The following is a 22,744-nucleotide window of genomic DNA, read 5'->3' on the forward strand; positions in this document are numbered from 1 at the left end:
ATCTTGTGTGCCGTTCCATGAGTGCAGGATGAGTCAGGAGTGATTCGCCGTCAAATTCTTTTTTGAATCAACTACTTACAGAAACATCTTGATACAATATCTTGTGGACAGGCGCGAAAGAGCGTCTATGCCAAGGGGTCACCCCCAAATCTAGAAGCGCCTGTAGATGGGCCTTTGTGGGGTAGCCTGCATTGCCCTCCCAGCCATAGCCGGGGTGCTGTTGCGCCAAATCCACCATAAGGCGATCCCGCGTCACCTTGGCCATGATCGAGGCCGCGGCGATCGACAGCGATTTGGCATCGCCCTTGACGATGGCTTCGGCCCGGCCTTGCAGCCCGGCGGGGATCAGATTGCCGTCGATCAGGGTATGATCCACTGCGCCAAGCCCGGCCACCGCCCGCTCCATCGCCAGATGGCTGGCGCGCAGGATGTTCAGCGCGTCGATCTCTTCCACCGTGGCATGGGCGATGCTGACCCGGGCCATGGCGGCAATCTGGTCGAACAGCCGTTCGCGCCGGGCGGCGGTCAGCACCTTGGAATCCGCCAAACCTTCGGGAATGCGGGCAGGGTCCAGGATCACCGCCGCCGCCGTCACCGGCCCGGCCAGTGGCCCACGTCCCACCTCATCCACACCGCAGACAATGGTGTGACCCCGGGCGAGGGCGGCGGTTTCATGCGCGAAATCTGGGGGAATGCGGGCCATTCGCTCGCGTAGCGCGAATGGCGGGGGAAAAAAAGGGGGCGGAGGCTGCTCACCCCTCCGCCCCGAGGCCGGGCCCGGCCAACAACACGCACACACCGGACCCGAGGGATTGCACGGCGGTTTCAGCGGCGGGGCACGCTGAAACCGGCGCCGCGCAGGCAATCGGGGGAATACAGCCGTTCGGCCCGGCCATAGATCGTGGCGCCACGGCCGCAGGCGGGCAGGCGCGTCAGCCCGTATTCACGCAGGCAGGTGCCGCCATAAACCACCACCGGGCGCGGCTGGCTGGCGCTTTCGATCTCGATGGCGCAGGCGCCGGGCACGCGGCGGCTGTCCACCGGATACACCGGCGGCTTGCGCTTGTCCTTCTGCACCTCGTTCACGATGGCGCCGACGATCAGCGCCCCGACGATCACCTTTGCGATATTGTCGCTGCGCCGGTCGGCATGCGAGGGCACCGCGCTGGCAGCGATCAGCGCCACGGCAGCGGCCAGCATGGTCAGACCGCCCAACAGCCGTTTCAGCGGCATCGCTTCGCCCGACTGGCTGCGGCCATGGGTGGTTTCGGCAAGGATGGAGGAGTGGATTGCGGGTTTCATCGGGGCTTCCTCGTCTGTTGCGGGTGGTGGCGTTGCGGGGCCACCTGATCTGCACCAAGGCTCGGCCAAACCGGCGCGGCCACGCAATAACGCCGGCTTGATAGGAGATAACAACGCCGCCGAACCCCTTTGGATATTGAATAGCCAGAGCGCTTTGCGCAGGATGGACAGACCTAGACGGAGTGTGCGGAATGACGCGCCCAATCGCCTTGCTGGCCGCTGCCCTTGCGGCGGTTCTTGCCCTTGCCGCCCCTGCAGCGGCTGATTGCTATGCCGATTACAAGGCCAAGCAGGACGACCCCCTGCGCCTGCATTACGGCGTCGCGCAGGTTTCCGCCTGTGACAAGGGCGGTGCCGAAGCCGAATTGCAGCCCCGCCTTGCCTCGGCTGGCTGGACCCTGTTGAACGTGCTATCGGTGTTCGGCCCTGAAGGTCTGGAAGAAAGGAAAGGCAGTGCAGGAGACTACTTCCTCCGCTACTGAGTCTTTGCGCGCGGGCAACCGCGTGGTGGGGTTCGGCATTGCCGCCATCGTGCTGATCCTGCTGGCAGCGGCGGTGTTCCTGTTCGTCAGCCTGCCCGATGCCAATGCCTTCAACGCCCGGGTGGAACGGCTGTTCGTTGAAAACAACGACCTGACCACGGCGGCGGAAATCAAGCTCTTGGAGATTCTGGCGCAGTCGGGCACCTCGTTCTCCGAGGTGCTGCAAAGCTATCGCTCGGTGATCTTCGTGCTGCTGGTCTTTGCCACCGCGCTGCTGATTGCCAGTCTGGTGTTTCTGGTCACCATCATCGCGCTGAACCGGCGGATTTCGGCGATCCAGCGGTCGGGCATTCAGGTGTCATCCATGCTGATCAGCCGCGAGGCGCGGGCGGTCTATATCAACGACATGGAATTCAGCCTGACCGAAGCGGCGATCGAAACCCTGTCGGTGCTGGCCGAAGCCCGGCTGGATGACGAGGTGATGACCGGCGTGCAGATCGAGGCGGTGATTTCGGGCCGCTCCGAGGCCGATTGCGAAGAGGCCGCTGGCGCGACCCGGGTCAAGCGGCTGCGCGACGCGCTGGGCAATCAACTGGTGTCGGAACTGCTGGTGAAAACCGTGGCGCGGCGCGGCTATATGCTGGCCGTGGGCAAAGAAGCGATCCGCATGATCTGACCTGCGGCGTCGTCGGGTTCAGCCGATCTGCCGCGCCCGTCCGGCCACGCGGACAGGGGCGCCGGGCTGCCCGGTCACCTCAACCTCGATCCGCGACGGCGCCCCCATATCCTGCCCTTGCAGGATGGTGAAACGGCCGCCTGTCGCCAGTCCCGGCCAACCCAGATCGACCAGAAGCCCGCCAAGCGCCGCTGCCGCCGCGCCGGTTGCCGGGTCTTCGACGACCCCGCCAATGGCAAAGGCGTTGCGCGACATGAAAAGATCCGGCGCGGCAATGTGGATCAGGCTGATCGTGGTCAGCCCGGCCTCCTGCATCAGCGCCTTGACCCGGGCAAAGGGATAATCCATCGCCGCCAGCCGTTCGCGGCGCAGAAGGGCAATCACCGCATGATCCACCCCGCCATGCGCACGCGACAGCGGCAGGCGCGGGTCAAGATCGGCCGGGGTCAGCCCGAAGGCGTCCAGCAGGGCCGCCGCCACCCCGGCCTCAAGCGGGGTTGAGCGGGTGGGGAGCGAGGTCAGCACCGCCGAATCCGCGCTCACCTCGACCGAGATGTCGCCCTGCGACAGCGACAGCACATGGCGCCCCGGGCCAAAGCGGCGCCCCAGTTCCGCCCCCAGCGCGATGGTGGCATGGCCGCAAAAGGCCACCTCGCCCTCGGGCGCGAAATAGCGCACCTGCCAGCCACCGGGCGCGGGCGCGGCGAACACGGTTTCGGAATAGCCGACCTCTGCCGCGATGCGCTGCATTTCGGCGGGGGGCGGCAGGTGATCGGCGATCAGCACCCCTGCCGGGTTGCCGCCCGTCTCCCCTTCGGCAAAGGCTGCGATCCGTTGCAGATTCATGGGCGCCCCCCTTGTTGCCGGCCCAGAATGGGGCGCTGCGCCGGGCAGGGCCAATGCCGATTTGTGGAGAAGGGGATCAGCAAAGGCGATGGCGCCCTATCCCTTGGGCCGGTGGTCCACGATCCGCACCGCCTTGCCCTGACTGCGCGGAACCGCGCCGGGGCCGCCGACCTGTGCCAGGATCGAAACACCCAGCATCTGTTTGACCCGCTTCTGGAAGGCCGAGGCGTGGCGGGCGCGGGTGGCCTCATCGCTTTCCGCGCTGGTTTCTACGGCGACGATCATCGTATCCAGCCGCCCTTCGCGCCGCATCTCGATCTGGAAATGCGGGCCAAGGCCCGGATGGGCCAGCAGTTGTTCCTCGATCTGGCTGGGGAAGACGTTCACTCCGCGCAGGATGATCATGTCATCGCTGCGCCCGCGCAGCTTTTCCAGCCGCCGCATGGTGCGGGCCGTGCCGGGCAACAGGCGGGTCAGGTCGCGGGTGCGATACCGCACGATGGGCAGCGCCTCTTTGGTCAGCGAGGTCAGCACCAGCTCGCCCACCTCGCCATCGGGCAGCACGGCGCCGGTGTCAGGGTCAATGATCTCGGCCAGGAAGTGATCTTCCCACAGCGTCAGCCCATCCTTGGTTTCCACGCATTCGATGGCCACGCCCGGTCCGATCACTTCGGACAGGCCATAGCAATCCAGCGCATGCATGTCGAAGGCCGCCTCGATTTCCGCGCGCATGGCATTGGTCCAGGGCTCGCCGCCAAAGATGCCCACCTGCAACGGCGATTGGCGCGGGTCGCGGCCCTGCGCGCGGTATTCGTCCAGAATCGACAGCATGTAAGACGGCGTGCAGCCGATGGTGGTCGCCCCGAAATCCTCGATCAGCGAAACCTGCCGCGGCGTCATCCCGCCCGAGACCGGAACCACCGTGCAGCCCAGCCTTTCAGCGCCATAGTGAAAGCCCAGCCCGCCGGTGAAGAGGCCATAGCCATAGGCCAGATGCACGATATCGCCCGGCCGCGTGCCGCAGGCCCGCATTGAACGCGCCATCAGCCCGGCCCATGTTTCAAGATCGCGGGCGGTATAGCCCACCACCGTCGGCTTGCCCGTGGTGCCCGATGAGGCGTGCAGCCGCAGCACCTGCTCGCGCGGCACGGCGAACATGCCAAACGGGTAATTCGCCCGCAGGTCGGCCTTGGTGGTAAAGGGAAAGCGGCGGATGTCGTCGAGGCTGCGCACATCGTCGGGATGCACCCCGGCGGCTGCAAAGGCGGTGCGGTAATGCGGCACATTGGCCCAGGCGTGGTTCAGCGACCATTGCAGGCGTTGCAGTTGCAGCGCCCCGATTTCATCGCGCGAGGCGGTTTCGATGGCTTCAAGGCTGTCACGGGCCGGGCCGAGGTCAAGCATAGGGCGTCCTTCGCACTCAAGCGACATTTACTGACCCTCAGGAAAAGCAGGCGAATCGGGCAATGTCATGGCGTTAGGGTGGTTTGCAGCCATGATGCCGCAAATTTCCCTCATCCGGGCAGAAAGCGTGCCTGTCCGCGCAGCAGCGCCACGGTGCGGCCATCGCCCGCCGTGACCGTCACGTCGATGATGCCGGTGCGCCCGGCGCGCGAGATGACGGCGGCGCGCGCGGTCAGCACCTCGCCCACCTTGGCGGGCGAGATATAGCTGATGTTGGCGGCCTGTGTCACGGCCCGCTCGGCCCCGCTGGAATGGGCGGCAAAGCCAAAGCAGGTATCGGCCAGCGTGAAGATCAGCCCGCCATGGCAGATGCCGTGAGTGTTCACATGGCGGGGTTCGATCGTAACCCGGGTTTCGGCCCGCCCGCCGCTGGCAACGGTCAGCGCGATGCCAAGTTCCAGCGGCAGGGCATCCACCTCCCAAAGGGCGGCAAGGGTGGCATCGATCATGGTGTTCCCCGGGTTTTCAGCGATGGTTCCGGCGGGATCACCCCGCCAGAATCTCGTTTACCATCGGAATGACCCGTTCGCCATAAAGCCGGATACACTCCATCAACTGCGCGTGCGGCATCGGGCCGGTGGCATATTTCATGTCGAACCGCTGCACGCCAAGGGCGCTGACCGCCGCCGCAATCTTCTTGGCCACCGTTTCGGGCGAGCCGACATAGAGCGAGCCGTTCTCCACCTCGTCGATGTAGCGGTCCTTGGTCGTGGCGGGCCAGCCACGCTCGCGCCCCAGACGACCGAACATTTCCTGATAATGCGGCCAGAGCGCCTCACGCGCGGCCTCGTCGGTTTCGGCGACAAAACCGGGCGAATGGATGCCGACCGGACGCGGAGCTTTCTTCAACTGGTCGCAGGCGCGGTGATAGAGGTCGATATACGGGGCAAAGCGGCGCGGGTCGCCACCGATGATCGCCAGCATCAGTTGCAGATCGTGGCGCACCACCCGCACCACCGATTCCGGGCTGCCGCCGACGCCGACCCAGACCGTCATGCCCTCGTCGCCCAGCGGCGGATAGACCTTCTGGCCCTTCAGCGGCGTGCGGTGCTGCCCCGACCAGTTCACCTCGGGGTTGCGCGCCAGCTTGGCGAACAGGTCCAGCTTTTCCTCGAACAGCATGTCATAATCACGCAGGTCATAGCCGAAAAGCGGATAGCTTTCGGTAAAGCTGCCGCGGCCCAGGATCGGTTCCGCCCGCCCGCCCGACAGCGCATTCAGCGTCGAGAAGCGTTGGAACACCCGGATCGGATCGTCCGAGGACAGAACGGTGACCGCCGTGCCCAGTTTGATTTGTTTGGTGCGCCCTGCGATGGCGGCCAGCACGATCTCGGGCGAGGAAATGGCGAAATCGGGCCGGTGATGTTCGCCCAGACCGATGAAATGGATACCCAGTTCATCGGCGAGAACCGCCTGATCAACCACGTCGCGCAGGACTTGATCCATGGGTTTCGGTGTGCCGTCCGCACCAAGGCTGACATCGCCGAAGGTGTCGAGGCCAAGCTGGATATCGCTCATGTCATGCTCCGCCAAATTGGGTTGCGACACAGATAGGCGCTGATGCCGCGCGCCGATAGCCGGATTGGCGCACAGGCTCTGCGCGCTGTGGCAATCCAATCATATATAAATGTTTGAATGTTTGTTGCCGCCATGCTAGGAGGCAGGCAAACGCGATAAGGAGAAATGCTGTGGCGGCAGGTTTCGGGATATGGGCCGGGATGGTCCTTGCGGTTCTGGCGGGCCCGCTGGCGGCGGGTGAATACACGGTGCAGCCGGTGCAAGTGACGGAAACCAAAGCGGTTTACGGGCGCATCGAAAGCCGCTTCGTCGCCCCCGCCCGGGGGCGGATCGGCGGCACGCTGACCGAACTGACGGTCAGCGAGGGCAGCATGGTGACCGCCGGGCAGGTGATTGGCCGCATCGTTGACCCCAAGCTCGAATCGCAGCTTCTGGCGGCCGAAGCGCAGATTTCCGCGGCAAAGTCGCAGCTTGCCAATGCCGAGAGTGAGTTGGCCCGGTATGAAGAACTGCTGACCCGAGGTGCCACCACCGTGCAGAAGGTGGATCAGACCCGCACCACGGTTGAGGTGGCGCGCGATGGCGTGACCCAAGCCGAGGCGGCGCAGGCCGTGACCGCCCGCCAGATCAGCGAGGGCGATGTTCTGGCGCCGGCCGATGGCCGGGTGTTGACCGTGCCTGCCCGCATCGGCGCCGTTCTGATGCCGGGCGAGCCGGTGGCGACGGTGGCGGCGGGCGGCGCTTTCCTGCGGCTGGCCCTGCCCGAACGTCATGCTGAAGACCTGACGATGGGCGCCCCGGTGGCGCTGCAACAGGGAACCGGCCAGATCGAGAAGATCTATCCGCAGATCGAAGAAGGCCGCGTTATTGTCGATGTCGCCGTGGCCGGCCTGTCGGATGCCTTCATGGGCAAGCGCGTGCTGGTCGAGGTGCCGGTGGGCACGCGGCAGGCGCTGGCCGTGCCGCCCGAAGCCATCGAAACCCGCGCCGGGCTTGATCTGGTCCGTATTCAGGGCGCCGATGGGCCGGTCGAGGTCGTGGTGCTGCCCGGTGCCGCGCTGACCACCGCCGAAGGGGCCCGCGTCGAAATCCTGACCGGCCTGCGCGCCGGAGATGTGGTGCTGCTGCCATGAGCGACCTGCCGAAATCCGAACCGGCGCGGGGCATCGCCGGTGCGCTGACGCGCGCCTTCATCGTCTCGCCGCTGACGCCGCTGGTGCTGTTTGCCGCCGTCATCCTTGGGCTGGTGGCGCTGATCACCCTGCCGCGCGAGGAAGAGCCGCAAATCTCGGTGCCGATGGTGGATATCCACATAGCAGCCAACGGTTTGCGGGCCGAAGACGCCGCCAAGCTGGTGACCGAACCGCTGGAAACCATCGTCAAGTCGATCCCGGGGGTGGAGCATGTCTATTCCCAGACCCGCGATGATGGCGCCATGGTCACCGCGCGGTTTCAGGTGGGCACCTCGGGCGATGCCGCCATCCTGCGCGTGCATGAAAAGGTCCGCGCCAACATGGACCGCATCCCCGAAGGCATCCCCGAACCGCTGATCGTGGGGCGCGGCATTGACGATGTGGCGATCATGGTCGTTACCCTGTCGCCCGAACCGGGGGCCGAGGGGCGCTGGACCGCCGCCGACCTGACCCGCGTTGCGGGCGAGGTTCAGGTGGGCATCGCGGCACTGGATGATATCGGGCTGACCTATGTCGTCGGCACGCAGGCGGCGGAAATCTGCATCGCGCCCGACCCCGAGCGGCTGGCGCAATATGGCCTGACGCTGCAGGCGCTGGCGGGCAAGATCGAGGGCGCCAACAAGGCGTTTGCGCTGGGCACCCTGCGCGATCAGGGCCGCCAGATTGATCTGGCCGCCGGACAAACCCTGAGCGGGCTTGACCAGATCGGCGGGCTTCTGGTGACCACGCGCGACGGCAGGCCGGTCTATGTCCGCGACGTGGCCACGGTCAGCCTGCTGACCGACCCGGCCGAAACCCGCGTTTTCAACATGGCCCGCAGCGAAGGCGGCTTCACCCGCAGCCCTGCGGTTTCCGTTGCGGTGGCCAAGCGGCCCGGCGCCAATGCCGTGGTGATCGCCGAGGAAATCCGCCATGCGGTCGAGGCGATGCGGGGCAAGATCATTCCCGAAGACCTGACCGTGGATTTCACCCGCGATTACGGCGAAAGCGCCAATGAAAAGGCCAATGAACTGCTGTTCCATCTTGGCCTTGCGACGCTTTCCATCGTGGCGCTGGTCTGGATCGCCATCGGCTGGCGCGAGGCGCTGGTGGTGGCCATCGTCATTCCGGTGACGATCCTGCTGACGCTCTTTGCCGCGCGGGTGATGGGTTATACTCTGAACCGGGTCAGCCTCTTCGCACTGATCTTTTCCATCGGCATCCTTGTCGATGACGCCATCGTGGTGATCGAGAATATCGCCCGCCACTGGGGCATGGGCGACGGGCGCTCGCGCCGTCAGGCCGCGATTGACGCGGTGGGCGAGGTGGGCAACCCCACCATCGTTGCCACCCTGACCGTGGTGGCGGCCCTGCTGCCGATGCTCTTCGTTTCGGGCATGATGGGGCCTTACATGAGCCCCATTCCCGCCAATGCCAGCGCGGCCATGGTGTTTTCCTTCTTCGTTGCGGTGATGGTCACCCCCTGGCTGATGCTGAAATTCGGCAAGCCCCATGCCGGCGGCCACGGGCATGACGCGGCAGATGGCGGGCCCTTGGGCCGGATGTATCGCGGGGTGGCGGCGCCGATCCTGGCCTCACGCCGCCGGGCGGGGATGTTCCTTCTGGCGGTGGTGGTGGCCACCTTCGCCTCGATGGGCCTCTTTTACACCAAGGCGGTGACGGTCAAGCTCTTGCCCTTCGACAACAAGTCGGAACTCGCGGTCATGCTGGACATGCCGCGCGGCACCTCGGTTGAGGAAACCGACCGCGTTCTGGCGCAGATCGCGGTGGCGCTGGCGCCGGTCGAGGAAATCACCACCATCCAAAGCCATGCCGGAACCGCCGCGCCCTTCAACTTCAACGGTCTGGTGCGGCATTATTACGAGCGGGCCGAGCCGCGCTATGGCGACCTTCAGGTCAACCTGACGCCCAAGGCCGAGCGTGACCGCGAAAGCCATGCCATCGCGCTGGACCTGCGGAACCGTGTGCTGGCGCTGGACCTGCCCGCAGGTGCCACGATCAAGGTGGTGGAACCGCCGCCCGGACCGCCCGTCATGGCCACCCTTCTGGCCGAGGTTTACGGGCCCGATGCCGAAACCCGCCGCGCCGTGGCGACCAAACTGCGCGGAATTTTCGCGCAGGTGCCCTTCATCGTTGATGTGGACGACAGTTTCGGCACCCCGGCCGAGCGGCTGCGGCTGGTGCTGGATGATGCCGCGCTGAACTTCCACAAGGTGGAACAGGGCGATGTGTTCGACACCATCGGCCTGCTTTATGGCGGCACCACCGTGGGCTATTCGCACCGGGGCGAGGGGCGCTTGCCGCTGCCGATCCGCATGGCACCGCTGAAAGCGGAAGGTGTGCTGGACGAACGCGCCTTGGCGACCCCGATCCCCGCCAACATCCTGCCCGGTGACCGTTCGGTCGTGGAACTCGGCGATGTGGTGACGGTGGAGCGCGAGATGCAGTCGCCGCCGATCTTCCGCCACAACGGCAAACCGGCCGAGATGGTGACCGCCGAACTCGCCGGAGCCTATGAGGCGCCGCTTTACGGCATCCTCGAAGTCGGCCGCCTGATCGACGCCGCCGACTGGGGCGAGTTGCCCAAGCCGCAGATCGCCCTGCATGGCCAGCCAACCGACACTGGCACGCCCGTCCTCCTTTGGGATGGCGAGTGGGAGGTGACCTGGGTCACCTTCCGCGATATGGGGGCGGCCTTCATGGTGGCGCTGGTGGGGATATACATCCTTGTCGTGGCACAGTTCGGCAGCTTCAAACTGCCGCTGGTGATCCTTACCCCGGTGCCCCTGACCTTCATCGGCATTCTGGGCGGCCACTGGATTTTCGGAGCGCCCTTCTCGGCGACCTCGATGATCGGCTTCATCGCGCTGGCCGGGATCATCGTGCGCAACTCGATCCTGCTGGTGGATTTCATCCGCCACGCCAACCAGCCCGGCACCAAACTGGTCGAGGTGCTGCTGGACGCCGGAGCCATCCGCTTCAAGCCGATCCTCCTCACCGCGCTGGCCGCCATCATCGGCGCCGTAACCATCCTGACCGACCCGATCTTTCAGGGTCTTGCGATCAGCCTGCTGTTCGGGCTGGCCTCGTCGACGCTGCTGACCGTGCTGGTGATCCCGGCGATCTATGTGCTGCTGCGGGGGGATAAGGTTGCGGAAGAGATCGTGGCAGAAGCCTGACGACATGGGCCGCCTTCGGGCGTCCCTTCTTGGTTTGGGGGCAGCTATGCGGACATCGCTGTCGTCGATTGCCAAAGCCCCGATGGCGGCTTTAGATTGGCCAGAACACAAGTAGAGTTTGACGACATCAACTGTCGCGATCACGCTCGGCGACCCAAAGCGTGAATGCGCAGTCAGCCCCACCAATCTCGATGACTCGTTTGTGGTGCATCAAAACACCAAGGCCATGCTCCTCGTCCCAATCACAGGAAAACTGATATCCCACATAGGGCAGCCCATCTTTCGAAATCTGGTGAACAAAAATTTCTTCGAGCGCGATTACTTTCGACAGGCCATCTGCAGAAGTTACCATTGGTAAATCGTCCTGGTTCTCCTTGATGTTGTAGTCTTCGAAGAATTGATGTCTGAACTCGGGATAAGCCTCGAGAACCGCGTTCAGCAGTAGATGCTTCTGCATTTCGTGGTTGTCTCTGACCCACGTTGTGAGAGCAATCTCGTCCGCTCTCATCGGCCCTTCATCTCTGCCTTCAGGTGCGAATGTCAGTGAGGTTGTGTTTCCTGCAGTGAAGTCTGACCAGGCAGGCAGGGCGACATCGGCTTGCCAATAATACCCATTAAATCCGAACTTCATGTCGCACCCGAGTAATCCTTCCGAAACTGCTTTTAAAGTTACTGAAAGCAGACATTTGCGCAACTCACATCATCGGTCACTTGGGCTCGAAGCGTCGATCCGCCCCCCTCACCCCCCGAAATGCCGCTCTCCCCTTGCCTCGGCCAAATCCATCTGCCGTTGCCGTTCCCTGAACCGCTCCCGGTCGGCCTCGGTATATTCCCCCACGCAATGGTGGCAGGCGGCGCCGCGTTCGTATTCGGGGCGGGTCTTGTCTTCGGGTGACAGCGGGCGGCGGCAGGCGTGGCAGCTTTCGTAGGCGCCGGGCACCAGCCCGTGGCCGACCGAAACCCGCCCGTCGAAGACATAGCATTCGCCGTCCCACAGGCTCTGCTCCGCGGGCACGTCCTCAAGATATTTCAGGATGCCGCCGCGCAGGTGAAAGACCTCGTTCACCCCCTGACCCAGAAGGTAGTTCGTCGACTTTTCACAGCGGATGCCGCCGGTGCAGAACATGGCAATCCGCTTGCCCGCGAATTGGGCGCGGTTCGCTTCCCACCATTGCGGAAACTCGCGGAAACTGCGGGTGCCCGGGTCGACCGCGCCGCGAAAGGTGCCGATGGCGACCTCATAATCGTTGCGGGTGTCGATCACCGCCACGTCCGGCGCCGCGATCAGCGCGTTCCAGTCCTGCGGGTTGACATAGCTGCCCACCTGCGCCGTGGGGTCCACATCCGGCTGCCCCATGGTCACGATCTCGGCCTTGATCCGCACCTTCATCTTGCCGAAGGGCATCTCGGCGGCCTCGGCCTCTTTCCACTCCAGCGCCGCGCAGCCGGGCAGGGCGCGCAGATGCGCCAGCACAGCGTCGATCCCGGCGCGCGGCCCGGCGATGGTGCCGTTCACCCCCTCACGCGCGAGCAGAAGCGTGCCCTTCACCCCCTCTGCCTGACAGAGGCCCAGCAGGCGCGCGCGCAGGGCGGCGGGGTCATCGAAGCGGGTGAAGTGGTAAAGGGCGGCAATGGTCAGCATGATCCGGGGATAGGCCCCCGCTGCGATGCCCGCAAGAGGGCAGCGCCGCAAGGCGCCCGGGATCAAAGCCCGCATCATCTCCCTTTGCGTTGACCCGCCCGGCCCGCAGCCTTACCCATTGAGTCAGGTTTGAAAAGGAGCCTGCCATGCGCCCCGCCGACGAAGCCCTGATCGTGATCGACGTGCAGAACGATTTCTGCCCCGGAGGTGCGCTTGCCGTCGCAGGGGGCGATCAGATCATCCCGCGGATCAACGCGCTGATGGACGAGTTTCGGACCGTGGTCTTCACCCAGGACTGGCACCCGGCCAACCATGCCTCTTTCGCGGCCAATCATCCCGGTGCCGCGCCGTTCAGCCTGACGGAAATGCCCTATGGGCCGCAGGTTCTGTGGCCGGTCCATTGCGTGCAGGGCACGGTGGGCGCGGCGTTTCACCCGGCCTTGCGCACCGATCCGGCGCAACTGGTGATCCGCAAGGGCTTTCGCCCCGGTATCGACAGCTACTCGGCCTTCTTCGAGAATGACCGCCAGACGGCCACCGGGCTTGAGGGCTATCTGCGCAACCGGGGGATCGCGCGGCTGGTGCTGGTCGGGCTTGCGACCGATTACTGTGTGGCCTTTTCGGCGGTTGATGCTGCAAGGCTGGGCTTTGCCACCACGCTGCTTGAGGGGGCCTGCCGCGCCATCGACCTTGACGGCAGCCTCGCCACCGCCCGCAGCGAAACCCGCGCGGCAGGCGTGATCTGGGCCGATTAATGGTTACCTTCTGTTAAGCATTCCGGCCTAGCTTGACGCGGAAGAGGAGCGGGCAGCACGATGACCGGCACGACGGGCAGCGCCAAAGATCAGTTCGACCGCCACAACAGCCCCGAGGGGCTGTTCCTGCGCTATGCCAGGGGCCGGTTGCGCAACTTTGCGATGCGCCAGACGATGACGGTCATGGGCTCGTTGACCATTGGCGGGCTGGGCGCGCCGTGGATGGGGTTTCTGGCCGCAGCACTGGTCCTTGCGGGTGAGGCGGTGGAATGCCTGACGCTGCGGGTTCTGGTGCCGATGCCGCGGATTCTGCCGCGCCACCGCCGCATCGCGGCCGTGACTGCGGGGATACAGTCGCTGACCATCGCGGCCAGCATCATGCTGTGCTGGCGGCTGATCCCGCTGGTCGAGGCGCGGCTTTTCGCGGCGGTCTTCCTGATGGGGGCCGCGATCAACGCCGGCATGGTGCGCCGCCATTTCCCCGAAGGCGCCAAGGCGCGGCTGACGGTCTTTGCATTCAGTTGTCTGGCCATGCTGATCATGGACAGCACCGTCGCCTTGCACAGCGGACGGGCCGGGGCGTGGTTCTTTGTGCTGACCGTGCTGATCCTGGCCTATACGGCGACACTCTTCATCCGCGCAGTGGAAAAGGGGCAAAGCGAACGGCTGCGGTTCGAGCGCGCCCTGATCGAGGAGCAGGCGGCGCTGGAGCGGTCGCGTCTGGCGCTGGCCGAAGAGGCGCAACGCGCCGCGCGGTTGGCCCTTGTGGCCCGCCACGCCAATGACAGCGTGGTCTTCACCCGCCCCGATGGCCGTGTCGAATGGGTGAACGAGGCGTTCAGCCGGATCAGCGGCTATAGCTTTACCGAGGTTGTCGGCCATGCCCCGTCCGAGGTGCTGGACGCCCCCACCACGGCGCAGAGCGCGTTGCAGACCCTGCGCGACGCCCAGCGGGAGCGGCGGCCCTGCGTGGTTGAAATCCAGAACCGCACCAAGGACGGCCGGCTGATCTGGATGGAAGTTTCGATGACCCCCGTCCTGAAACCCGATGGCAGCGCCGATGTCTTCATCGCCATCGAACGGGACATTACCCAAGCCAAAGCCCATGCCGCCGAACTCGCCGCCGCGCGTGAGGCGGCCGAGGCGGCGACGCAGGCGAAATCCGCCTTCCTCGCCACGATGAGCCATGAAATCCGCACGCCGATGAACGGGGTGATCGGTGTGGCCGAACTGCTTGAGGAAACCCGGCTTGACCCGCAGCAGCGGCAATATGTCGGCACCATCATCGAAAGCGGCCGCGCGCTTTTGACCATCATCAACGATGTGCTGGACCTGTCGAAATTTCAGGCCGGCAAGGTCGAGCTGCGGGTCGAAGCCTTTTCGGTGGCCGAATGCGTGGCCCGGGCGCTCGACCTGCTGCGTCCGACGGCACAGAAGAAGGGCATCGCGCTGACCTGCGATCTGCCCGAGCCTTTCCCGCGCCATCTGGGCGATGCCGGGCGGCTGCGGCAGATCCTGCTGAACCTGATCGGCAATGCGGTAAAGTTCACCTCCGAAGGTCAGGTCGGCGTTTCGGTGCGCCTGAAACCGGGGACGCGGCGCGACACGATCCAGATTGCCATTTCCGACACGGGCATTGGTATTGCCGCCGACCGCATCGGCCATGTCTTCGACAGTTTTACCCAGGCCGATGCCTCGATCTCGCGGCAGTTCGGCGGCACCGGGCTTGGTCTGACCATCTCGCGGCTGATGGCGCAGCAGATGGGCGGCGATATCGAAGTGTCTTCGGTGCTGGGGCAGGGCTCGGTCTTCACGGTTACCCTGCGACTGGCCGCCGCCCCGGTTGCGGGTGATGCAGCAGGGCGGGAAGAGCGCGCGGGGCCGCCGCAGACCGCGCTGCGCCTGCTGATCGCCGAAGATAACCGCACCAATATGCTGATCGCGCGCAAGCTTCTCGAACGCTCTGTCGCCAGCCTGGCCGAAGCGGGCAACGGCCGCATCGCGGTCGAGATGTATCGCGCCAACCCGCCCGATCTGGTGTTGATGGATGTCTCGATGCCCGAGATGGACGGGCTGGCCGCCACCCGCGCCATCCGCGCCCATGAGGCAGAGGCGGGCCTGCCGCGCTGCCCGATCCATGCGCTGACGGCCTATGCCTCGGCTGAACAGGAAAGCGCCTGTCTTGAAGCGGGCCTCGACGGGGTTCTGACCAAACCCCTCTCGCGGGCCGACCTTTATGCGCTGATCGAGCGGACGGCAGCACCCGCGGGTTTTGACCTTTCCCCCAAGGATGGCTTAGACATGGGGGGAAAGGGAGGGACGGCATGGTCGATATCGCCACCAGAGTCCACAATCACAACTGGAAGATCGACCCGATCGTCCGGTCACTGATCGACGACGATTTTTACAAGCTGTTGATGTGCCAGTCTGTTTTCCGCAACAAGCCGGAAACCACCGTCACCTTCAGCCTGATCAACCGCTCGTCCAAAGTGCGGCTGGCCGAGATTATCGACGAGGGGGAGCTGCGCGAACAGCTTGACCATGTCCGCTCGCTCTCGCTGTCGCGGGGCGAAAGCACATGGCTGCGCGGCAACACCTTTTACGGCAAGCGGCAGATGTTCCGCCCCGATTTCATGGAATGGTTCGAGGGGCTGCGCCTGCCCGACTATCATCTGGAAAAGATCGACGGCCAATATGAGCTGACGTTTGAGGGCAAATGGCCCGAGGTCATGCTGTGGGAAATCCCGGCGCTGGCGGTGCTGATGGAACTGCGCGGGCGGGCCGTTCTGAAAGACATGGGCAAGTTCGAGTTGCAGGTGCTGTATGCCCGCGCCATGACCCGGCTTTGGGAAAAGATCGAGCGGCTGCGGCGAATCGACGGCCTCAGGATCGCCGATTTCGGCACAAGGCGGCGGCACAGCTTCCTATGGCAGGACTGGTGCGTGCAGGCAATGCAAGAGGGGCTGGGTGCCAAATTCACCGGCACCTCGAACTGCCGCATCGCCATGAAACGCGACATCGAAGCGATCGGCACCAATGCCCATGAATTGCCGATGGTCTATTCCGCCCTTGCCAATTCCGATGCCGAACTGGCGGCGGCACCCTATCAGGTGCTGGCCGACTGGCACGAAGAGCATGAGGGCAATCTGCGCATCATCCTGCCCGACACCTATGGAACCGAGGGTTTTCTGCGCAACGCGCCCGATTGGCTGGCAAGCTGGACAGGCATCCGCATCGATTCGGGCGATCCGGCGGCGGGCGCCGAAACGGCGATCCGCTGGTGGACCGAACGGGGCGAAGATCCGCGGCAAAAGCTGGTGATCTTTTCCGACGGGTTGGACGTTGAACAGATTGAGGCGCTGCACGCCCGGTTCAGTGGCCGCGTGAAGGTGTCGTTCGGCTGGGGGACGCTTTTGACCAATGATTTCCGTGGTCTGGTGCCCAGTGACGGGCTGGCCCCCTTCAGTCTGGTCTGCAAGGCGGTCTCGGCCAACGGCCGCCCTACGGTGAAGCTCTCGGACAACCCGCTCAAGGCGATGGGGCCGGCCGAGGAGATTGCGCGCTACAAGCGGGTCTTCGGCGTGGGGGCGCAGGCCGCCCGCGAGGTGCAGGTCTGAGCCGCGCCTGCGGCTTTAGCCCCCCATCACCCGCCGCGCGCACAGGGCAAAGCGGGCGAGGTGGCGGCGATGCACCGGATGGTCGGGCGCCAGCCGGGGCATCATCCAGCCGACCGAGGCGCAGCAACGGGCGAGGGTGAAGGCATCGACCATCGCGGCATCCGCGGTGCCATAGCCCTCCATCAGCGCATCGCGCAGCGCGGTCGGGTCCGGCTCATACAGGTTCTGCGACATCGCCGTGCCAAGGTCATAAAGACGAAAGCCGATGCCGCTGTCGTCAAAGTCGATCAGGGTCAGCGCCTCGCCCTGAACCAGCACGTTTTCGCGCAGCACATCGGCATGGATCGGGCCCAGCCTGGCCGGTTCCGCCAGACGTTCGGCCAGAAAATCGCGGGCGCGCAGCAGAAGGGTGCGTTCATCCGGCGTGGCATCGGGGTGTTCCCAGAACCGGCCCCAGAACGGCGCCTCGCCCACCAGCCCGGCGCGGTCCCAGCGTGGCCGGGTGAAATCGGCGGGCAGGGTCAGTGCGTCGGTCGCATCATGAATCCGGCGCAGAAGCTGACCCAGCGCGCGATGCAGGCGGCGGGCCTGCGGCAGCGGCTGGGCGAGGGGCCTGCCGCCGACCCCCATCGCCTCGCCTTCGGCCCAGGCGATGGCCGAAGCCTGACTGCCGTCGGGCAGCGTCACCAGAAGCGGCCCCTCGCGGGAGGCGAGGGCTGCGGGAACCGCCACCCCGGCGGCGGCCAGTGCCGCGCACCACCAAAGCTCGGACCGGATCGCGGCGGGCGCCTGATAGCCCTGCCGGTGCAGGCGCAGCGCGGCACGGGCGCCGCCCGGCAGCGCCATTTCAAAGACAGCATTTTCACGATGGGCCAGCAGGCGCAGCGGCCTGCCGTTCCAATGCGCGGCGGCCTCGGTTGCGATGGCTTCGATCATTCCTCGTCCTCCACCCGGCCGCGCAGGGATTTCACTTCGCCACGGGCGGTTTTGGCGGCAATGCGGCGACGCTGGCTGCCCAGCGTCGGCTTGGTGGCGATGCGGCGTTTGGGCGCCACCAAGGCGGCGCGGATCATTTCGGCCAGCCTCTCGCGTGCGATTTCGCGGTTGCGGGCTTGGCTGCGGGTATCCTCAACCTGAATGACCAGCGCGCCTTCCAGCGTCCATTTCCGCCCGGCGAGCCGTTTCAGCCGCACCTTGACCGGGGCGGGCAGATGGGGGGAGCGTTCGGCCTCGAACCGCAGTTCGACGGCGGTTGAAACCTTGTTCACATTCTGCCCGCCGGGGCCGGAAGAGCGCACGAAACTCTCGGTCAATTCCCAGTCGGCCAGCGCGATTTGGTCGTTTATCCACAGCATGGGGCAAGGCTAGCGGGGACGCGGGCAAAGAGAAAGGGCCGCCGGTGCGCGGCGACCCTTTCCGAGTTCCAAGGAGATGGGCCAGTTAGGAGCTAGGCCCAATCATTTGATTGCGATTTCAAGGGGTTGCCCTAAAAATGCCCTCGCCTGACTGTCCGGACACCTCTCTCCAATATCACTCTAGACACTGGATCACCTCCTTTCAAAAGATTGCCGATAAGGGGAGGGTGGCACAGATTTTGTGTAGGTCAAGTTAAATTACACAAGTTTCGCCGCACGTTTTGCAACTGCCAAACGAAAGGGCAAAAGGGCGACACCATCGACCAGCACCTTCACCAGAAAGTCCGCCACGCCCAGCGAAACCCACAAGGGAACGGCGGGGCCGAAGTTCAAGAGCGGGATCATCTCGGCGGCCCAGGTCACGTCATTGGCAGGCTCGATGGCGGCAAAGACGGTGGCGAAGGCCAGCGGAAAGAAGATTGCGGTATCAATCGCCGATCCGGCGAGTGAGGCAAAGAACGGCGCCTGCCACCATGGCGCGCGGCGCAGCCGGGTGAACAGCGCGATGTCCAGCAATTGGCCCACCAGAAAGGCCGTGGCCGAGGCGAGAGCCACGCGCAGCGTGACCAGCGGCCCGAACTCGCCCATGATCTGCGTGCCGACAAAGGAACAGGCAAGGCCCACGACAAACCCGGCATAGACCACCCGGCGGGCGGCGGCGGGGCCGTGGAAGCGATTGGTCAGGTCGGTAACCAGAAAGGCCACCGGATAGGTGAAGGCCCCCCAGGTCAGCCAGGTTCCGACCGGAAACTGGACAAGGATATTCGAGGCCACCACGATGATGGCCATGGCAAGGATGCCAGGCAGAAGCGGTTTCATGTTGTGATCCGTTTTTTACAAGGTCGCGGAGACTTGGCCCCCGTAACGGGAAACGTCATGGGGGACGCGGCGGACTAGCGCCTTTCGGCGGTTCCGTCAATCATGCAGGCGATATTCGATGATCCGGGTGGCGAAGAGAAAGCTGAAGCCGTCATCGGCGATCAGGGTGGCGGTCAGCCGCCCCGCACTGTCGCGCCAGACCGACATGCCTTCCAGATTGGCGTGCAGGCCGACCGGGGTTTGCAGCAGCGTCGTCTCGCCGGTCAGCGTCTTGCCCAGATCAAAGCGCCTGAGCCGGGTGGAAAACCCCGCCAACCCGCGGAATTGCCGCTCCAGCAGATAGAACCGGCCATCCGGCCCGATATCCGCCGCCACGGCGAGGTAGCCACCCGAGCGTGGAATGCTCAGGTCGTGGTCCCATTTACCGTTGCGAAAGCGATAGACGGGAAAGGGCCGCTTTTCGCCGCCCGACCGCTCTGGCAGGGTGTAAAGCGTGCCGTCCGGGCCAACCGCCAGCGCTTCGAGCGCGGAATTCGCCTGCATCCGTGCAAATTCGGGCGGCGAGGGCAGGTTTTCGGCCGGGCCGTTCAGCCGCGCATAGCGCAGCACCCGCGCCGGCCCCTCGAACGAAACCCAGGCGCTGCCATCGGGCGCCATCGCCAGCCCCTCGCTGTCGGTGCGGCCGGGGCGCAGCGGCTCTTCACCCTGACCTTTCAGCGGCACCGGCGGGCTGGCGGTGATGCGGACAATCCGCCCCTCGCCATCCCGCTCGAAACGTCCCCGCACAAAGGCGCCCTTGTCGGAAAGGGCGACGAACCCCAATCCATCCGGCTGCACCTCAATCGCGGAAAACCCGCCAAAGCGGGGGTCGTCCATGGTCCAGACAACATCGGAAAGAAGGCCCGCGGGGGGAACCGGGGTGGCGCTGCCCTGAAGCCCCGCCAAAAGCCCGAACCCCGCCGTCAGGGCGAGGAAAGCACGTCTTTGCATTGCTTGGGCAGGTCGGCCAGCGTGAATTCGCGCGGCCCCTTTTTGCGGGGGGCGTCATCCTCGGCTGGTTTTTTCTTTTTCGAGGGTTTGGGGTGCAGGTATTCGTCCGACACCCACCACATCAGCGTGTCGTCACAGCCGTCGCCGCCCTTGGACAGCTCGGAAACCGTGGGCTTTTGCGTCTCGCACAGCCGTGCGCCCTTGGGGCATTTCAGGCGGACGTGGAAATGGGTGTCATGACCGGCGACGGGGCGGATTTTCTGCAACCATTTCTTGTCCTTGGCGGTTGCCGTCTTGCAAATCTCGATCTTCACCGCTGCGGCGACGAAAATCCGGTCCACCCGCGCATCGCTGGCCGCCGCTTTCAGAAGGGCGCGGCGGTCGGGAGTCCAGGCGTCGGTCACCGATTTCTGATCGGCCGAGCGGACCGGGATCGACGAGATATTCTCCCGCTCATCCCGCGACAGCGACAGGCTTTTGGGCCGCAGCCACCAGATATCGGCATCCAGCCCGATCTGGTGGCTGGCATGGCCCGAGGTCATCGGCCCGCCGCGCGGCTGGCTGATGTCCCCGATGTAAAGGCCGGGCCAGCCGACCTGCGTTGCCGCCACCGACAGATCCTGCAAAAAGCCGATCATCACCGGCTGGCCAAAGTTGCGGTTACGCGACAGGCGCATCGCCTGCCACGTCGGCCCGGTTTCCGGCAATTGCTGCAACCCCGCGGCACAGCCCCGGGCGTAAGAGCCGACCGGCATCGCATCCTGTCTGCTGGGTGCGTCTTTGGCGCCGAACAGCTTGTTGGCAAGGGCATCGGCTCCGGCGGGCAGGGGGGCCGCCAGCGCCAGAAGCAGGACAAGTCTGCGGATCATGCAAGTTCCCCTCTGGGTTTGACCCAGAGTAGCAGGATCAGCCCCACCGCGAACAGCCCGATCACCGGAGAGATGCCAAGTCTTGCCGATCCGGTCAGCCCGGTCGCCAAAGCGATCAGGAAAGGCGAGATGAAGCTGGCCACCTTGCCCGACAGCGCGAACAGGCCAAAGGCTTCGGTGGCCTGATCGGGCGTGGTGTGGCGCAGCATCATGGTGCGGCTGGCAGCCTGCAACGGCCCGCCTGCCGCCCCGATCAGCGCACCGCAGACATAGAACACGATGTCGGGCGTGGACGAGGCCGGGTCCATCGCAATGCCCCAGACGCTTTCCCGCGTCATGCCGACGATCACCAGACAGACAAGGATCAGCACCACGATCGAGCCGGCAATCACCGGCTTCGGCCCCAGCCGCTTGTCCAGCCCGCCGCCGATGAAGGCCGCCACCATAGCCGTGACCGCACCGAGGATTCCGAAGACGCCGATCTGGATCGTCTCCCACTCCAGCACATTATAGGCATAGACTCCGCCAAAGGCGTAAAGCGCGTTCAGCGCGTCGCGGTAGAACAGCGACGAGGCGAGATAGGCCGAAAGGCTGCGCCGGAACCGCAACGAGGCGAGAAGCTCCATCAGGCTGGCCAGCGCCGCGCCGATCTGCAACGGGCGGGCGGCGGTGCGGGGTTCTTTCACCCACAGAAAGAACGGCACCATGAAGACCGCATACCAGATTGCGCTGAACGGCCCCACCGCGCGGGTGCCCTCGCGTGCCTCGGCGTCCAGCCCGAGCAGCGGGTCCATCCCCAGCAGGGTTTTGCCGGTGGTGGCGCTTTCGGCAAAGAACAACAGCATCACGATCAGTGCCAAGAGCCCGCCCAGATAGCCGAAGGCAAAGCCGTTGCCGGAGATGCCGCCGATCTCGTCATGGTCCGACAGGGTGGGCATCAGGGCATTGGTGAAGATGGTGGCAAATTCCATGCCGATAAAGCCGACGCCAAAGAACAGCACCGCCCATGTCAGCATCCCGGCATCGCCGCCCGGCGCCACCCACCACAGGCCATAGGCGCCGACGAAATAGCAGATCGAAAAGAGCCAGACCCAGATCAGCCGCCGCCCCGTGCTGTCGGCCACCGCGCCCAGAATGGGCGCCAGCACCGCGATCACCAGCGACGAGATGGTCAGCCCATAACCCCAGTATTCCTGCGCCGCCGCCTTGGCCGCTTCGGCATCAAGGCCCGCGCCAAGGTAATAGCCGCTGGCCACCTCGGCAAAATAGGGGCCGAAGATGAAGGTCAACAACAAGGTGTTGTAGGGCTGGCTGGCCCAGTCGAAGAAATACCAGCCCCAGATGCGCTGCCGCTGCGTTGCCATTCCCGCCCCCTGATTTTTGCCGATCAAGCCTGAAAGTGGCGGTTCTGGCAAGTGAAAGGCTTAAACCGTCACGCCCGGGGTTTGCGGCGGCCATGTGCGGGCGGCATCGGCGGCAATCCAGGACTGGACCCAGTCGGGCAAGGGCGGGCTGGCTTCGGTCACGCCAAGGGCAGGCAGAACCTGCGTCATCGGCACCATGCCCCCCTTCGACACCACGGCCGAGCGCAGAAGCATCGCCGAGGTGCAGTCGCCCTTCCGCCAGAAGCTTTGCTCGATATAAAGAAACCGCGCGTCCCAGCCCAGAATGCGCGTCACCATGGTCAGCTTCTGGAACGTTGTCACCCGGCGGCGATAGCGGGTGGTGTTGCCCGCCACCGTCATGCCCCAGCCCTTTTCCCGCGCCAGCCTGTCAAACCCCATCCGCTTGCCCATCGGCAACCGGCCCAGATCGAACAGCGTCAGGGTGCGACCGTTGTTCAGCTCCATCCAGGGGTCAATATCCCATGGCCAGATGCGGTGGGTCGAGACATGGGGGTCAAAGATTCCCAAAGCGGGGGCCTTGCGGAACTTCCACAATTCCTTGGCCATGCGGAGATAGGGATACATGCGGCAC

At 65.0% G+C, this 22,744-nt stretch carries 22 protein-coding genes; 7 read left to right on the forward strand and 15 right to left on the reverse strand.

From position 1 onward, the window contains the following. Positions 1–67 precede the first annotated feature (67 nt). The gene (locus tag HS053_RS01875) at positions 68–703 is read right to left on the reverse strand and encodes a ribonuclease HII (protein ID WP_174209480.1); all 636 of its coding nucleotides are present in this window, start codon (positions 701–703) and stop codon (positions 68–70) included. Between the two features lie 122 nt (positions 704–825). Next, complete coding sequence (locus HS053_RS01880) at positions 826–1,302, reverse strand: hypothetical protein (protein WP_174209481.1); 477 nt, start codon at positions 1,300–1,302, stop codon at positions 826–828. Positions 1,303–1,493: 191 nt separating this feature from the next. On the opposite strand from HS053_RS01880, the gene HS053_RS01885 reads away from it, so the two are divergent. Both HS053_RS01885 and HS053_RS01890 read left to right on the forward strand, forming a co-directional pair. Then, the gene (locus tag HS053_RS01885; RefSeq protein WP_174209482.1) at positions 1,494–1,784 is read left to right on the forward strand and encodes a hypothetical protein; all 291 of its coding nucleotides are present in this window, start codon (positions 1,494–1,496) and stop codon (positions 1,782–1,784) included. Then, positions 1,756–2,460 (forward strand): helix-turn-helix domain-containing protein, encoded by a 705-nt coding sequence (locus tag HS053_RS01890; protein ID WP_174209483.1) that lies wholly within the window; start codon positions 1,756–1,758, stop codon positions 2,458–2,460. Before HS053_RS01885 ends, HS053_RS01890 begins: the two co-directional genes overlap by 29 nt. Positions 2,461–2,478: 18 nt before the next feature. Here the strand turns inward: HS053_RS01890 and HS053_RS01895 are convergent, their stop codons facing one another. From HS053_RS01895 to HS053_RS01910, 4 genes are all read right to left on the reverse strand, one after another. Continuing rightward, entirely contained in the window at positions 2,479–3,306 is an 828-nt protein-coding gene (locus HS053_RS01895; RefSeq protein WP_174209484.1) for a PhzF family phenazine biosynthesis protein, read from the reverse strand. Positions 3,307–3,402: 96 nt separating this feature from the next. After that, positions 3,403–4,710: a phenylacetate--CoA ligase PaaK gene (gene paaK / locus HS053_RS01900; protein ID WP_174209485.1), complete on the reverse strand. Its 1,308-nt coding sequence runs from the start codon at positions 4,708–4,710 to the stop codon at positions 3,403–3,405. Between the two features lie 110 nt (positions 4,711–4,820). Continuing rightward, complete coding sequence (locus tag HS053_RS01905) at positions 4,821–5,219, reverse strand: PaaI family thioesterase (RefSeq protein WP_174209486.1); 399 nt, start codon at positions 5,217–5,219, stop codon at positions 4,821–4,823. A 37-nt stretch (positions 5,220–5,256) separates the two neighbouring features. After that, positions 5,257–6,288 (reverse strand): LLM class flavin-dependent oxidoreductase, encoded by a 1,032-nt coding sequence (locus tag HS053_RS01910; protein WP_174209487.1) that lies wholly within the window; start codon positions 6,286–6,288, stop codon positions 5,257–5,259. A 170-nt stretch (positions 6,289–6,458) separates the two neighbouring features. Here HS053_RS01910 and HS053_RS01915 point away from each other — a divergent pair, with 170 nt between their 5' ends. Further along, positions 6,459–7,421 (forward strand): efflux RND transporter periplasmic adaptor subunit, encoded by a 963-nt coding sequence (locus tag HS053_RS01915; protein WP_347233281.1) that lies wholly within the window; start codon positions 6,459–6,461, stop codon positions 7,419–7,421. Further along, positions 7,418–10,660, forward strand: a complete 3,243-nt coding sequence (locus tag HS053_RS01920) for an efflux RND transporter permease subunit (protein WP_174209488.1) — start codon at positions 7,418–7,420, stop codon at positions 10,658–10,660. The genes HS053_RS01915 and HS053_RS01920 overlap by 4 nt, the downstream gene beginning before the upstream one ends. A 127-nt stretch (positions 10,661–10,787) precedes the next feature. Here HS053_RS01920 and HS053_RS01925 read toward each other — a convergent pair whose 3' ends face one another. Both HS053_RS01925 and trhO read right to left on the reverse strand, forming a co-directional pair. Beyond that, positions 10,788–11,291 (reverse strand): DUF6985 domain-containing protein, encoded by a 504-nt coding sequence (locus HS053_RS01925; protein ID WP_174209489.1) that lies wholly within the window; start codon positions 11,289–11,291, stop codon positions 10,788–10,790. A gap of 108 nt (positions 11,292–11,399) precedes the next feature. Then, positions 11,400–12,302, reverse strand: coding sequence for an oxygen-dependent tRNA uridine(34) hydroxylase TrhO (trhO, locus tag HS053_RS01930; protein ID WP_174209490.1), 903 nt, complete (start codon positions 12,300–12,302; stop codon positions 11,400–11,402). A 146-nt stretch (positions 12,303–12,448) separates the two neighbouring features. Between trhO and pncA the strand changes: the two genes are divergently transcribed. The 3 genes from pncA to pncB are packed head-to-tail and all read left to right on the forward strand — an operon-like array spanning position 12,449 to position 16,674. Beyond that, positions 12,449–13,057, forward strand: a complete 609-nt coding sequence (gene pncA / locus HS053_RS01935) for a bifunctional nicotinamidase/pyrazinamidase (protein WP_174209491.1) — start codon at positions 12,449–12,451, stop codon at positions 13,055–13,057. A gap of 60 nt (positions 13,058–13,117) precedes the next feature. Further along, a complete protein-coding gene (locus HS053_RS01940; RefSeq protein ID WP_174209492.1) occupies positions 13,118–15,448 on the forward strand; it encodes a hybrid sensor histidine kinase/response regulator in 2,331 nt (776 codons plus the stop codon). Then, positions 15,382–16,674, forward strand: a complete 1,293-nt coding sequence (pncB, locus tag HS053_RS01945) for a nicotinate phosphoribosyltransferase (RefSeq protein WP_174209493.1) — start codon at positions 15,382–15,384, stop codon at positions 16,672–16,674. The genes HS053_RS01940 and pncB overlap by 67 nt, the downstream gene beginning before the upstream one ends. A 15-nt stretch (positions 16,675–16,689) precedes the next feature. Here pncB and HS053_RS01950 read toward each other — a convergent pair whose 3' ends face one another. The 7 genes from HS053_RS01950 to HS053_RS01980 all read right to left on the reverse strand — a co-directional run bounded on the left by HS053_RS01950 (position 16,690) and on the right by HS053_RS01980 (position 22,737). After that, a complete protein-coding gene (locus HS053_RS01950; protein WP_174209494.1) occupies positions 16,690–17,610 on the reverse strand; it encodes a phosphotransferase enzyme family protein in 921 nt (306 codons plus the stop codon). Next, the gene (arfB, locus tag HS053_RS01955; RefSeq protein WP_174209495.1) at positions 17,607–18,029 is read right to left on the reverse strand and encodes an alternative ribosome rescue aminoacyl-tRNA hydrolase ArfB; all 423 of its coding nucleotides are present in this window, start codon (positions 18,027–18,029) and stop codon (positions 17,607–17,609) included. Before arfB ends, HS053_RS01950 begins: the two co-directional genes overlap by 4 nt. A gap of 258 nt (positions 18,030–18,287) precedes the next feature. Then, entirely contained in the window at positions 18,288–18,908 is a 621-nt protein-coding gene (locus HS053_RS01960; RefSeq protein ID WP_174209496.1) for a queuosine precursor transporter, read from the reverse strand. A 96-nt stretch (positions 18,909–19,004) separates the two neighbouring features. Next, positions 19,005–19,898, reverse strand: coding sequence for an esterase-like activity of phytase family protein (locus HS053_RS01965; RefSeq protein ID WP_174209497.1), 894 nt, complete (start codon positions 19,896–19,898; stop codon positions 19,005–19,007). Then, positions 19,871–20,767 carry a penicillin-insensitive murein endopeptidase gene (gene mepA, locus HS053_RS01970; RefSeq protein ID WP_174209498.1) on the reverse strand — a complete coding sequence of 299 codons (897 nt, stop codon included), beginning with the start codon at positions 20,765–20,767 and terminating at the stop codon, positions 19,871–19,873. The genes HS053_RS01965 and mepA overlap by 28 nt, the downstream gene beginning before the upstream one ends. Further along, positions 20,764–22,131, reverse strand: coding sequence for an MFS transporter (locus tag HS053_RS01975; RefSeq protein WP_174209499.1), 1,368 nt, complete (start codon positions 22,129–22,131; stop codon positions 20,764–20,766). The genes mepA and HS053_RS01975 overlap by 4 nt, the downstream gene beginning before the upstream one ends. 60 nt (positions 22,132–22,191) lie before the next feature. Continuing rightward, a complete protein-coding gene (locus tag HS053_RS01980; RefSeq protein WP_174209500.1) occupies positions 22,192–22,737 on the reverse strand; it encodes an acyl-CoA thioesterase in 546 nt (181 codons plus the stop codon). Between the last annotated feature and the right edge of the window lie 7 nt (positions 22,738–22,744).

It is taken from the genome of Tabrizicola fusiformis, from assembly GCF_013328815.1.
Classification (GTDB): domain Bacteria; phylum Pseudomonadota; class Alphaproteobacteria; order Rhodobacterales; family Rhodobacteraceae; genus Fuscibacter.